General features: G+C 36.0%; 10 protein-coding genes. 5 read left to right on the top strand and 5 right to left on the bottom strand.

What is annotated here, in order from left to right; translation table 11 throughout:
- Positions 1–12: 12 nt before the first annotated feature.
- The 5 genes from rpsI (at position 13) to IGL36_RS12895 (ending at position 8384) form a co-directional block, all read left to right on the top strand.
- Entirely contained in the window at positions 13–405 is a 393-nt protein-coding gene (gene rpsI / locus IGL36_RS12915; protein WP_002354786.1) for a 30S ribosomal protein S9, read from the top strand.
- Positions 406–543: 138 nt separating this feature from the next.
- The gene (locus IGL36_RS12910) at positions 544–3561 is read left to right on the top strand and encodes an LTA synthase family protein (RefSeq protein WP_002398506.1); all 3018 of its coding nucleotides are present in this window, start codon (positions 544–546) and stop codon (positions 3559–3561) included.
- A 189-nt stretch (positions 3562–3750) separates the two neighbouring features.
- On the top strand, positions 3751–4311 hold the full coding sequence (locus tag IGL36_RS12905; RefSeq protein ID WP_002354788.1) for a hypothetical protein: 561 nt from the start codon (positions 3751–3753) through the stop codon (positions 4309–4311).
- A 462-nt stretch (positions 4312–4773) separates the two neighbouring features.
- Positions 4774–4914 carry a hypothetical protein gene (locus IGL36_RS12900; protein ID WP_002392821.1) on the top strand — a complete coding sequence of 47 codons (141 nt, stop codon included), beginning with the start codon at positions 4774–4776 and terminating at the stop codon, positions 4912–4914.
- A gap of 542 nt (positions 4915–5456) precedes the next feature.
- Complete coding sequence (locus tag IGL36_RS12895) at positions 5457–8384, top strand: CHAP domain-containing protein (protein WP_430609056.1); 2928 nt, start codon at positions 5457–5459, stop codon at positions 8382–8384.
- Positions 8385–8439: 55 nt separating this feature from the next.
- Here the strand turns inward: IGL36_RS12895 and IGL36_RS12890 are convergent, their stop codons facing one another.
- From IGL36_RS12890 to IGL36_RS12870, 5 genes are all read right to left on the bottom strand, one after another.
- Positions 8440–10959, bottom strand: a complete 2520-nt coding sequence (locus IGL36_RS12890) for a sigma 54-interacting transcriptional regulator (protein WP_002398196.1) — start codon at positions 10957–10959, stop codon at positions 8440–8442.
- 147 nt (positions 10960–11106) lie between these two features.
- Positions 11107–11934, bottom strand: coding sequence for a PTS system mannose/fructose/sorbose family transporter subunit IID (locus tag IGL36_RS12885; RefSeq protein WP_002360964.1), 828 nt, complete (start codon positions 11932–11934; stop codon positions 11107–11109).
- Positions 11931–12746, bottom strand: a complete 816-nt coding sequence (locus IGL36_RS12880) for a PTS mannose/fructose/sorbose/N-acetylgalactosamine transporter subunit IIC (protein ID WP_002365419.1) — start codon at positions 12744–12746, stop codon at positions 11931–11933. The genes IGL36_RS12885 and IGL36_RS12880 overlap by 4 nt, the downstream gene beginning before the upstream one ends.
- A 16-nt stretch (positions 12747–12762) precedes the next feature.
- On the bottom strand, positions 12763–13254 hold the full coding sequence (locus IGL36_RS12875; RefSeq protein WP_002354800.1) for a PTS system mannose/fructose/N-acetylgalactosamine-transporter subunit IIB: 492 nt from the start codon (positions 13252–13254) through the stop codon (positions 12763–12765).
- 12 nt (positions 13255–13266) lie between these two features.
- The gene (locus tag IGL36_RS12870) at positions 13267–13686 is read right to left on the bottom strand and encodes a PTS sugar transporter subunit IIA (RefSeq protein ID WP_002354802.1); all 420 of its coding nucleotides are present in this window, start codon (positions 13684–13686) and stop codon (positions 13267–13269) included.
- Position 13687: the final 1 nt, after the last annotated feature.

Below are 13687 nucleotides of genomic sequence, written 5' to 3'. Positions count from 1 at the left end.
GAGGGAAATTCATTGGCACAAGTACAATATAGCGGCACAGGCCGTCGTAAAAATGCAGTTGCCCGCGTACGCTTAGTACCAGGTACTGGTAAAATTACTGTAAACAAAAAAGACGTAGAAGAATATATTCCACATGCTGACTTGCGTGAAGTTATCAACCAACCATTTGGCGTAACTGAAACAAAAGGCGCTTACGATGTAATCGTAAACGTAAACGGTGGTGGCTATGCTGGACAATCAGGAGCTATCCGTCACGGAATCGCTCGTGCATTGTTACAAGTAGATCCTGACTTCCGTTCTGCTTTAAAACGCGCTGGGTTACTTACTCGTGACGCACGTATGGTTGAACGTAAAAAACCAGGTCTTAAAAAAGCTCGTAAAGCTTCACAGTTCTCAAAACGTTAATTATTTGGAGTCGTTGCGAACGTGTTCGCTTACGCAAACAATCTGGGACGAAGATTTCCTTGGAAATCGAGTGCCACTCAATTATCATTTTGAAAGACACTTTCCAAATGAGGAAACTAAAATTATAAACCGTCCATTTTGGACGGTTTTTTTAAATTAAAGATAGGTGAAAATATGATAGAATCAAAAAAATACCCAATAGTTACACCAATTATGGCATGTATTTTTATAATTGTTCAACGTGTATTATTTTCGGGTACAGCGATTCCACAATATGACCAAAATGGTACGCGTTTTTATCTTTATTCAGTAGCATTAGGATTAGTTGCAGTTGGTGGGAATTTATTGGCTTTATATATGGGGTACCACGGAAAAAAATCAGTAGGAACCAAGCCGCTAGCTAAATTTGCAAATTTTTATTTATTATATGTTTTTGGAACACTCGTTTTAAATTTGTCTTTGGCTTCTTTTTCATTAAATATACGTGATTATTGGACGATACTCTTTCCAATTAGTCAAAATATTTTTCCATTTGCTACGGCTTACTTGCTTTTGTTTTTATTAAGCCCTTATTTATACGAGTATTTAGATCGGTTAAAGAACGAACAAATCAAATGGACCATGTCACTACTAACATTCTTTTTAATCGCTTTACCAACTTTTTTTGGAAAAGATATTTGGGGAATGGCTAGCGGTAATAGCATTTTACTTTTAATTTATTTTTACTTAGTTGGCTACGCCATTTATCGGTTTAATTTTCTTCCTCGTTATCATTTGAAATTTATTCAGGTGACTTTTGGAATAGTAATATTAGCAAGTTTAGTCTTATTAATGACACATATCTCTCTATTTTTAAACAAAGGAACAAGTACTGCTACTCGATTCAATGTTCCTTGGTCTCTTTTTTCCGTGTACTATTCGATTTCTTTATTTATATTTTTAGAAAATGTAAATAAACGATTTTCCTTATTGCGTTTAAATTTTAATGTGTTATCTACAAGTTTATTGGTTGTACAAATCTTAGTGAACTGGCCAATTGTTACACGTCTAGTTTCTGAGAAATTTGTTCAAACGGAGGTGAAATCTGGTACTGTTTGGGCAAAACAAATTATCTATTTAACTATTGCTTATTTGATAGTAGCACTTCTTTCTAGCTGTGTTGTATTACTTTTACAAAAAATTCCGCTATATCGTAAAATTGAGCAGAATTTAAGAGTAGAAAATTTTTCACAACTAAAATTGAAATTAAGTAAGCTATGGAACTGGGTCTGCGCTTACCGCAGATTATTTTATAGTGCGCTATTTTTCTACTTATTCACGATTATGCAATTGTTATTAATTGCAGATTACGGATCGAAGGATATAGCACTTCGTTCTATTTTTACTATTTTTATCTATAGACAAGCACAAGTTTTCTTAAACGTAATCGTAATCATGGCATTCTTAATGTTAGTTATTTTATTGATTAATAGATTTTGGTATGCGTTTGCGTTTACCTTAGTGATAAATCTTGTTTTAACTATCGCGACAGTTTTGAAAATTAAATATAGACTTGAACCAATTTTACCGGCGGATTTAGCTTTTTTAAACAGTATTAGTGAAATTTTAGATATGCTAAATCCTGTCATTCTTATTATTAGCGTCATTGGTTTAGTTTTAGTAGGAATTTATTCTTGGATTCTACAAAAACGTTTGGAAAGAACCTATCATCTAAAAATAAACATAAAAAAACGAGTATTAGGAATTGTCTCAATTTTAGTGTTTTTTTCAGGGGTCTTTTTCGTTAACCATCAGAACTCGCTGCCTAATTTGGTGTTTAAGCTTTTTCGTATTGATAGTCAATTTTATAATCAAAGACGTGGGACACAGATTAATGGTCCAGTCATCCAATTTTTAAGTAATATTGATGTGAAAATTATGGAGGAACCCTCTGGATACTCACAAGAGAACATTAAAAAAATTATGGCAAAGTATGATGCAGAGGCTAAAAAAATAAATTCAGAGCGTCAGGATTGGCAAAAAGAGCAAACGGTTATTTTTACTCTTAGCGAAAGCTTCAGTGATCCGTCTCGATTGAAGGATATAACTTTGAACAATAATCCATTTCCGTTTATTACACAGTTATCTAAAGAAACAACATCGGGTTTAATGCTTTCCTCAGGTTATGGTGGAGGTACAGCAAACATGGAGTGGCAATCGTTGACAGGGATGGATTTAAGTAACTTGGGGGCTACCTTGCCTGTGCCTTACACTCAGTTAGTGAACAAGCAAAAAAAGACGCCTACTTTTTTAAATTTATTTGATGAAGCTGTGGCAATTCATCCATTTTCTGCAAATACTTATAGTCGTTTAAATGTATTTGAAAAGTTTGGATTTGATAAGTTTCATTATATTGGAAGTCCAGATGGATTGAATTATACACAAAAGATTGAAGCGAATCCGTATATTTCAGATGAAGCAGCCTATCAAGAAACAGTTGATGCGATAAATGCAACGGAAGGTAAGACTCAGTTTATCCAACTATCTACAATGCAAAATCATATGCCATATAACAATTACTACAAAGAAGACACATTTGATTTCGAGGGGGCTGGTGTCTCAGAAAGCAATAGAAATCAAATGAAGACCTATCTTCAAGGTTTAAATTATACAGATCAAGCAACGCAGAAATTTATTGAAGAAATTGATAAAATTGAAAAACCAATTACAATTGTTTGGTATGGAGATCATTTACCAGGTATCTATAAGGAACAAGATTTAGCGAAGTATCCTTTGTTGTATCGAGAAACAGATTATTTCGTATATAACAATAAATATGCACAACAACAAAGAAAACTGCCAAATTATTCATTAGTATCTCCGTATATGTTTTCTTCATTGGCGCTCGAGCAAGCTAATATTAAAGTGACACCATTTTATGCCTTGTTAACAGCAGTGACAAATAATTTACCAGCTACAACAATTGACCCTAATTCTGGTAGTCAAAACGTTCAGAATGGTAAAAAAGTATTTGCTAGTGATCAAAATAAAACGACAGAAGAAAAAGATCTTACTAAGGAGCAAAAAGAGTTGCTTCATGATTATGAATTGATTCAGTATGACCTAGTCGCAGGAAAACAATATTCAGCAGATTGGGCGGAAAAAAAAGTGAATTGATTGGCAATAAAAATGTTATATAAAGAAAGTAGGGCATAAGTCGAAACGACTTATGCCCTACTAGCTATATCTTAAAATAATTAGCTGAACAAAAGCAACTTCTTCAGAAATAAGCCGAATTCTCCAAAAAATGGTATCATTAAGTAATGAAACATAGCCATAAAAAATAACGAATATCGGAGGCAGAAAATGAGTAGTGTGGTTTGTCAAAGTTGTGGGGCGAATGCGTTTAGATGGTACGATACCGCTGATCAAGTGGTGGAATGTAAGTATTGTCATTCCAAGCAAGCTTTTATAAAAGGTATGGGCGTCGAGTCAGCCATAAAAGTTGTTGGGGGAAAAGAAGAAGCGGAGACGGATTCTGAATACCAAGAACGGATTATTCATCAATTTGGCTTGAAAGATCAAGTGATTGAAGTGAAGAATTATTCATTAATCGATATTCCGTTAACATTTATTGTTTGGTTGTATTTGGATATTTTATTAGGAGCATTGTTTATCTGTGGTGGTTTTCTTTCTAAAAACTATCGAGCTTGGTACGCCAATTTACTTCGTTGGCACTTTTATGGTTGGCGTTATACAAAGTCAGCGACTGAAAAAGAGAAGGCAAGTCAACGGATTAGAGGCAGTCTGTTGATTAAATGGCTACTTCAAGAGGACCCCGACAAAACGAAAAAATTAATAATGGTTGGCGTGTCCATCCTGTTCACTGTCCTGTTCGTTTACACTACAGGAAATGGCGCTGCCTAAACGAAATATTTATTGAAACACTTTCTGTTGATAGAAAGTGTTTTTTTGTCTCGATGCATAATTGAAATTGATTAATTTAATCATTCGTATGTCATCAAAATAAGCATTGACCTGTGCTTTTACTTATGTCTATAAAATATTATAGAAGGATAGTTCAAAACATAAAATCATGTGTTTAGCCTAAATAAAATCATAATAAAAAATTACTAATGGGAATGATAGGGGAGTCGTGTTGAGCGGTATATTGAGTAGTTATATGAACAAGAAGAGTCAAGCGAAAAAACTAAAAAAATCTGGCAAAATACTTTGTCCGAGGCTAGAGATATGGAAATAAAGATTTCGTTATCTGAACAAAGAAATACTTTAGCATAGGAGGGAGCGATTGAAATGATTATCCAAAATCAGCCAATTCAACTATATGAAGGAAAATGACAAAAATCGAAAAAAACTAAATGAACTGATTTGTCAACTGAAAAAACAATTGCTAACCAAATAGCGACAAATCAAGAATTAGATCAATTAGCACGGCAAGCACAAAGAAATGCTAAAAAAGCAGAAGTTGAGGGAGGTCTAGAGACTATCAACTGTTTATCGAGTGCTTGAGCAAGCGAAAAATGATGGACAACAAGCCATCCGTCGATCGTTGTTCCAACAGGAAGAAAAGTTAGAAGAGAACAGACAAGTGTATAGAAAGAAAATGAATACATATGAAGAAGAGTGGCAGGGGTTACGACGAAAGGAGAATCAGTAAATGTTTGATGAGGTTATGGAAGATGTAGCAGAAATACTCGCACGTTTACAGGAATAACTTTTACAAATTGAAAAAAACTATCAAAAAATCAACATTAGTAACTATGTAGCAAATAGAGGCCTGCGCCGATCAAAGAAACAGTAAGAAAAAATTAAAAAGAAAGAACAAGCAAAAGTAACAGCTTTAAAATCACAAAGTCAAAAGCTGTGCGCAAGAAGAGTTGAAAAATGCGGTGACGGAGTCGGAAAGTGTATAGCATGAAAAATCGGTATTTTATATCTTTGTTTTATTTACAAAACATTTAATAACTTTAGTCGTGATTGTGTTTTAATTCACAACTTTAAGTGTTATAATTTAAATGTTATAAAATATATTTATATGAAAGGGTTATTTTATGAGAAAGAATAAAAAAATATGGGCGTTTTTAGGGATTTTATTAGTTGTTATGAGCTTTTCTTTTAAATCAGGGGTAGTAAATGCAGAAGATAAAGTAATAGGTGATGATTATCCTGCTAAATGGAAAAATCTGCCTTTAGGTGCAACTACTGATGATTGGGGTATGGCTACAAGATACTGTACTTCCTTTGTGGCAAATCGATTGAGTGTGGAAAATAAGTTTGATATTAGACGTGATGGTTTAGACTGGAATGCTAACCAATGGGGAAATAATGCTAGAAGGCAAGGCTATAAGGTAGATATGATACCCAGAAGAGGATCAGTAGCCTATTGGAACAGTATGTATCATGTAGCTTGGGTAGCGGCAGTTGATGGGGATAGAGTTTTGATTGAAGAATATAATTATGGATATACAGGAAGATATAATTCTAGATGGATTAGTAAAAACTCTGTTGATGGGTATATACATTTTAAAGATATATCCTCTTCTCCTGAAAAACAAGCTATTAATAAATATATTACTATAACTAAAGATGGACAAGATTTTTTTGAAAATATTGAGTGTACTACCAAAAAAGCAAAAACAGTTAGAGGAAGAATTTATTATGTAAAGATAGCGTACAAATTGTCTAACGGACAATTATTGTACTCTGTATATGAAGATGAAAAAGGAACAGCCTGGATTGGATATTTAAGACAAGGATCTTCAGAATTTACACAGTTAGAAACTTTTAACAGAAAAAAAGTTTCTTTAACGAATAATGCGACAACACTTTGGAAAGATTTAAATTATCAAGGGAAATTAGGGATGTCAGTAGCTGGGAATGCATACACGGTAAATCGAGTATTCTATAACTCTACCAATAATGCATCTTATCATGAATTGTATCGAGGGAACACGTTCTGTGGGTATGTGAATAGTGGGGCAGTAAAAGATATAACAACGCAAACAGTTAATAAATATAGCACTATCACAGAGGCTAATCACGATATTTTTGGTAATATCGAATTGACAAGTACTAAAGGGAAAACAGAGAGAGGAAGAATTTATTATACTACGATAGGCTATAATTTAGGCGACGGTAGTGTTCTGTATTCATTGTACAAAGATGAGACTGCAGCAGAATGGGTAGGTTATGTAAAAGAGAATGTGTTTGAATATACACCAATAGAAACGTTTGATAAAAAACAAGTAATTTTAACAAACAGTACGACAACACTTTGGAAAGATTTAAATTATCAAGGGAAATTAGGGATGTCAGTAGCTGGGAATGCATACACGGTAAACCGAGTATTCTATAACTCTACCAATAATGCATCTTATCATGAATTGTATCGAGGAAACACATTCTGTGGGTATGTGAATAGCGGGGCAGTAAAAGATATAGTTAGTGAATCTATTAAAAAATATGTGACGGTGACAGAAGATAACCAAGAGATTTTTGGTAATTATGAACAAACAAATATCAGAGGAAAGACAGAGCGGGGAAGAATTTATTATTCTAATGTTTCTTACGATCTAGGAAATGGAACAATCTTACATTCATTGTATAGAGACGAGACAATGTCGGAATGGGTAGGTTATGTAAAAGAGAATGTGTTTGAATATACACCAATAGAAACGTTTGATAAAAAACAAGTAATTTTAACAAACAGTACGACAACACTTTGGAAAGATTTAAATTATCAAGGGAAATTAGGGATGTCAGTGGCTGGGAATGCATACACGGTAAACCGAGTATTTTATAACTCTACCAATAATGCATCTTATTATGAATTGTATCGAGGAAACACATTCTATGGGTATGTGAATAGCGGGGCAGTAAAAGATATAGTTAGTGAATCTATTAAAAAATATGTGACGGTGACAGAAGATAACCAAGAGATTTTTGGTAATTATGAACAAACAAATATCAGAGGAAAGACAGAGCGGGGAAGAATTTATTATTCTAATGTTTCTTACGATCTAGGAAATGGAACAATCTTACATTCATTGTATAGAGACGAGACAATGTCGGAATGGGTAGGTTATGTAAAAGAGAATGTGTTTGAATATACACCAATAGAAACGTTTGATAAAAAACAAGTAATTTTAACAAACAGTACGACAACACTTTGGAAAGATTTAAATTATCAAGGGAAATTAGGGATGTCAGTGGCTGGGAATGCATACACGGTAAACCGAGTATTTTATAACTCTACCAATAATGCATCTTATTATGAATTGTATCGAGGAAACACATTCTATGGGTATGTGAATAGCGGGGCAGTAAAAGATATAGTTAGTGAATCTATTAAAAAATATGTGACGGTGACAGAAGATAACCAAGAGATTTTTGGTAATTATGAACAAACAAATATCAGAGGAAAGACAGAGCGGGGAAGAATTTATTATTCTAATGTTTCTTACGATCTAGGAAATGGAACAATCTTACATTCATTGTATAGAGACGAGACAATGTCGGAATGGGTAGGTTATGTAAAAGAGAATGTGTTTGAATATACACCAATAGAAACGTTTGATAAAAAACAAGTAATTTTAACAAACAGTACGACAACACTTTGGAAAGATTTAAATTATCAAGGGAAATTAGGGATGTCAGTAGCTGGGAATGCATACACGGTAAACCGAGTATTTTATAACTCTACCAATAATGCATCTTATCATGAATTGTATCAAGGAAACACATTCTGTGGGTATGTGAATAGTGGGGCAGTAAAAGATATAGTTAGTGAATCAAAATTTAAGGAAAATCCTGATATGAATCAAACAGACGTACTGAAAACACAAGACAGTATGGATGAATTTATAGATTTTGATAATGATGGAAAAGAAAATAAGGAAAGTTTAAAAGAAGATATTACTGAAAAAAATCTGAGTTCTAAAGAAGAGAGTAACAAGGAGCAGACTGAAATATCTTACTAAACAAAAAACTAAAAAAAGCCACTTTCCAGAGGAAAGTGGCTTTTCCCATCCCCTCTCACCGAGAAGACAAAATTTCATAAATCACATAGAGTTCCCAGTTGGAAATCTCTATTCGATAAAACTGTTCTAGGGTATAGAAAATGTTTTTAGCATTTTGGAAAAATGGTTTTTGGTTAATGGTTAGTTCCTCGAGGTTAGCAGGGATTTCATAGTCTTCAACGCCGAGCATTGTCCGCTCTACCATGAGCGCGTTGTGCATCATTAAGTTAAATTTCATTTTGCCGCTGAGTGTGAGGTCGAAGCGTTTTTCAATGTTTTTTGTAACGTTTTCGACTTGTTTAATAATGACGTCAGGATTTAGAAATTCTAGTTTTTCTGACAAGCCTTCTTTCGAGAAGAAGTGAACAAATTCGTTAATCATGCTATCAATGTTATTGGGATGCATCAAGTTTTGGAAAGGTTCCATCAACTGTGTTCCTGCATCTTCGTCTAACATGTCTAAGAGATTCACGCTAGCAACATTCGTATGGTTGTCTAAGTAAGACGTCGTCAAAATGAGCGAGGTTTCTTTTAAATAATTTTCTTCGGCGTTGGCAATGTCTAACGTGTTTACCAAATCTTTGTATTTTAGAGTAATGACTTTAATATCAGTATACAGGTATTTTTGACAGATTTGTTTGATTTGCTTGGCAATATCCAGACCTGAAATACTAGAGACAATGATATTTTTTTCCACTGAAAAGCCTTCAAAGTACTGTACATCGGTTTTAAATTTTTTTTCAGCGGTTTTAGCAATACCATAGAAAAGTTGTTCGTTCATTAATTGATGACCAATTTCCAACGCATAGGCAGTGGTCAGGTTATTGATCACCAAAAGTTCTCCAAGAATTTGCGGTTTCAAACTTTTATAAAGTTGTGTCAGGGAACCCATATCGACGAGCATAATGACGCCTTGTGATGTGTCCCGCTGAGAAAGCCAGTCTTTAACTTCGGCGACGATATCTCGGACGGAAGAGGTTAAGGGCATGTTAATCGCATCGAAAATATAGGTACCACATAATTTGTTGGCAACGGCTTGAATACTTGTGGCAGTCGATTCACCATGCGCCACGAGGAGCGCTTGGTAAGGAATCGTTTCAGAAATTTCTCCGCTAAGTAATACAGATAAGAGTACCTCTGTCAAGAAACGGTATTCTTCTGGCAGCGGACTGACTAAGTTTTTGACGAGGGAAACCGTTCGCGGATAGTGTTCTTTTAATTGTGTTTGGACTGGAAGGAACACTGTTTCGTTAAATGTTGGCGGTAAAATTTTCAGCAATTTGGCAACATCTTTCATCGGTTTTTCAGTTTGTTCAGGTTGGTTAATAATTAGTTTGTTTTTGGTTTGGACTTCCGTGACTAGGTTTTGTAAAAAATAATCATTTTCTAAGGTTATTTCATCGTCTAAACAATATTTAATGAATTGTGTCAGTTCAGTTTTTAAGTGGGCCAGTGTTTTTTCTTTTGTAAATAAGGCTTCAAATGTTGCGAAAATATCGGAAGAAAGTGTGTCTTCTTCTAACACTTCTTTGTCTAAAGGAATCGCAATCATTGGTTGAGTCGCATCGCCAATGACGACAGGTTGATTGGGCAAAGTTTTTCGTAATTGCGACGCGCAAAGGAGCTGCACTTTGTTGGATAAACTCCCCACGTTGCCAGGTTCGTCATTTTCTAATAATGCCGTAAAGATTTCTTCGTCCACGTTGATGTCTTTGGTCATTCGTTTCGCTTCTCGGTGGAATAAGTTTTTTAAAATCGCAATCCGTTCTCGAATGGGGCGCTCTTTGAAGTTCGGAAGTGAGACGATTACGGAAATTCGGCGATAAAAGGTTGGCAATAAGACTTTTTTCGGGTTTTCGGTGGTCGCAAATAGTAGCCGGACCTTGGAATGCACCATTTTTCCTTCTTCACCAATGGGGCGGAAGGTCCCTGTATCCATAAACTGAAAGAGTTTTTCTTGGTTTTCATTGGATAATCGATGTACTTCATCTAAAAAGAGTACGGAATTATTGGCTTGGGCCAAGAGTCCTTGCTTTTCTGATTCAGCTCCAGTAAATGCGCCTTTGGTATGGCCGAAGAGAATGGATGATAGCAATTCGGGATTGTTGGCATAATCGGCACAGTTAAAGGTGTAGAATTTTTCCAGGCCAATGATTTGTTCATTTTTCAGATACTCATAAATCAGCTTTGCCAAAAAGCTTTTGCCGACACCACTGGCTCCATGGATTAATAAAGGCATACCCAATGGGGGATACAACATAGCGGCTTTGCATTGTTCGATGGCTTTTTTGGCGCTGCCTTGGCTACCGATGTATTGTCGAAACACATCGGTCGTGGGGGTTGTTGCACGGGTTAATTGCCAATAAACGGGTTTTTTTCCCGTTTGTTGGACTTCACCTTTTTCCAATAATTTATTTAAGTATAAGCTGGTTACCGAGCGGCTTAATTGAATTTTTGTGGCAATTTCTTGTGTGCTCATCGGGGTGTTGCTGGTTTCTAAAATATCAACTAAGTGTTGGTAGGTCTCCAAGCGCATGATTCATCGTCCTTCCAAAAGAGAGGTCGGGACAGGGGTTGCTTCTGTTCCCGCCGTTTATTAGCTTTTAAGCCTGAGATAAAAATCACTTTGGATTTTTATCTCAGGCTCTAAGTGTTTAATGATTAAATGTTTATTGTTTCAATTTTAACAGATGCCTAGTAATCCTAGCAAGATGCCTAAGAACATGATGCCAAACATCACTACGTTAACATTGACTTTTTTGCGTAATAGCCAGAAAGCAAGTAACGTCACGGCTAATGGTACGATACCGACGAATAGTTGATCCAAATAGTCTTGGATTTTAACTACGTCTTCGCTTCCTTTAACGGAAACTTCAAGAATCGTTTTGAATTTTACATTCGAAGCAGTCATACTGCCCATCATCATTAAGCCTAGCATACTCGATACTTTTGTGAGTATCTTCATTCCGCCTGATTCGTACATTTTTTGGATAAAACTTTCACCGATTGAGTAGCCGCTATACAACGCATAATAGTGAATTAAGAACGCAGGGACGTTGTATAAAAGTAAGAAGACAATCGCCCCTAATGGCGAACCAGTGCTGGCTAATGAAATCCCAATCCCAGCAGCGATAACACGTAAGATGCCCCAGAAGAAGGAATCACCGATGCCTGAAAGTGGCCCCATTAGTGAGGCTTTAACTGCTGTAATAGAGCTAGCATCAAAATTTTCGTCTTCACTGTTTTGTTTTTCCATCGAAGCAACGAGCCCCATGATGAAGTTATTGATATGCATGGTTGCATTGAACCAAGTGGTGTGACGCACCAATGCCTCGGCCCGTTCTTCCTTGGTTTTATAAAAACGATTGATAACTGGGAGTAAAGTGTACATGACACCCACTGCGTGGTATTGTGTAGCTCCTGTCCGGCTAGCGTTCATCGTCCAAGAACGCCAGAAAACAGAGCGCATCATTTTTTTCTCTTCTTTAGATAAATTCTCTTTTAACTTCATGCGAAAAAGTCCTCCTCTTCGATTTCTTTCGCGCTGCCTTCAACCGCAGAAGACGCCGCAGGTTTTCTTTTTAGAATGTCGCGAAATTCTACATCCCGTTGGGCACTCACGACACAAATTACTGTCCCGATGACCGCCACCGCAACGGCTGGTAATTGTAGGTACGCGGTTAAAACAAAGCCTAAAATGTAAAAGACGGCTAATTTATTATCCCATAACAGTTTCATTAACATAGCAAACCCAACGGCAGGTAAAAGTCCGCCAGCTGCGCTTAAGCCGTTCATCAAATTTTGTGGAATACTTTCAACAAACAGATTTACTGGCCCGCTTCCTGCTAAAATTCCGATAAATGAAATCGAAGCGATGATTAAATAATAAATAATCCACGTTCCGTAATGCAGTGTCACAACCATTTTTTGGTTGCCTTCACGTGCTGCTTTGTCAAGAGAAGGAGCAAAGATATTCATAAAGACATTTTTTAAAAACATCACCACGAAAGCGGCTAACATCCCAATTGGCACGGCTAACGTCATGGCGGCTTTTTGTTCGACATTTGAAATAATTGCAAACGTTGTGGCTAAAGTAGTCGCAGTTACAGGTTCCGCTGCGATAACACCACCGATATTAACATTTCCTAAGAAAATTGCTTCTAAAGAGGCCCCCATTAGAACCCCTGTTTTCATGTCGCCCATTAAAATTCCTGTGACTAATCCAACGACTAAGGGACGTTCCATCATACTTTGACCAGTTAAATAATTCCCAGCAAAACAGATAAATACAGCTAAGGCTGCCATTGTTGCATGCATAAGCATTGTTCATTTCCTCCTTTTAATTGACGGCTTGTTTTAGACTTAATTTTGAGTTGGTTGGCAGGACTTGGTTATAGCTTTCCACGTGAGTCAAACTGGCTAATTCTTTGGCAGCTTCTAACTCTTCAGGGTTTAATTGGACACTTGGGAAAACCATTGTTTTGGTGGCTGGATCTGATTTATCAAAGCGGCCAGCGTTGGCAACATTCACACTTTCAATATCTGTCACGTTTTTCGCAATTTTAGTAGCATCCGCTACACTGTTCACAATTACAAAAATTCGTTTGTCTTTACCACGAGGATCATTGAAGACATCAATCGCATCATCAACTGAGCGAATTAATAGTTTCATGCCATTAGGGACAGCCATTTTTAACGTCATTTGCATTACTTCGTTTTTGGCTGCTTCATCATTCGCTACAACTAATAAGGGGGCATTCAATTCTTTGGTCCAAACTACGGCTACTTGGCCGTGAATTAATCTGTCGTCTACTCGTACTTGTGTAATCATTTTAATTTCCTCCTAAAAAAAGTTTTCTTCTTCATTTGATGGGTTTAATTCAACGAATTGAATTTGTGCTTCAGCAATTGCTGCTTGAATATCTTCTTTGGTTAGCTTTTCGCCTTCTTTTAAGAAAATCAGCGACAAGGCAATGGCTAAGTTGGCATTGGAAATGATAAAAACATTGTCTGGTTTTGTCGTCATGACTTCTTGAACAATTTTTTGATTGACACTACCACCATATAAATCTGTTAAAATAATAGCTTGTTCTTCTGCGCCAAGGGACTGAAGAAACGTTTGAATAATTGGCGTGTAGTCCTCAGGAGTCACATAGGCATTGATGACCGCCAGCTCTTTTCCTTTGTCTGCGAGAATATCCAAGGAACTTTGGAAGCCTTTCGCTAAGTTTCCGTGACTAGCAATTAAAAATTTTCTTTTCATT

The organism is Enterococcus sp. AZ011 (assembly GCF_050548355.1).
In the GTDB taxonomy this organism is placed as follows: Bacteria; Bacillota; Bacilli; order Lactobacillales; family Enterococcaceae; genus Enterococcus; species Enterococcus faecalis.
The sequence above is the reverse complement of the archived record's forward strand: the minus strand, read 5'-3'. Positions and strand labels throughout refer to the sequence as shown.

Bases quoted from the DNA above. Each gene is read 5' to 3' on its own strand.
- IGL36_RS12905 (WP_002354788.1), top strand. From the start codon at position 3,751: ATGAGTAGTGTGGTTTGTCAAAGTTGTGGGGCGAATGCGTTTAGATGG.
- IGL36_RS12895 (WP_430609056.1), top strand. From the start codon at position 5,457: ATGAGAAAGAATAAAAAAATATGGGCGTTTTTAGGGATTTTATTAGTT.
- IGL36_RS12890 (WP_002398196.1), bottom strand. From the start codon at position 10,959: ATGCGCTTGGAGACCTACCAACACTTAGTTGATATTTTAGAAACCAGC.
- IGL36_RS12885 (WP_002360964.1), bottom strand. From the start codon at position 11,934: ATGAAGTTAAAAGAGAATTTATCTAAAGAAGAGAAAAAAATGATGCGC.
- IGL36_RS12880 (WP_002365419.1), bottom strand. From the start codon at position 12,746: ATGCTTATGCATGCAACAATGGCAGCCTTAGCTGTATTTATCTGTTTT.
- IGL36_RS12875 (WP_002354800.1), bottom strand. From the start codon at position 13,254: ATGATTACACAAGTACGAGTAGACGACAGATTAATTCACGGCCAAGTA.
- IGL36_RS12870 (WP_002354802.1), bottom strand. From the start codon at position 13,686: ATGAAAAGAAAATTTTTAATTGCTAGTCACGGAAACTTAGCGAAAGGC.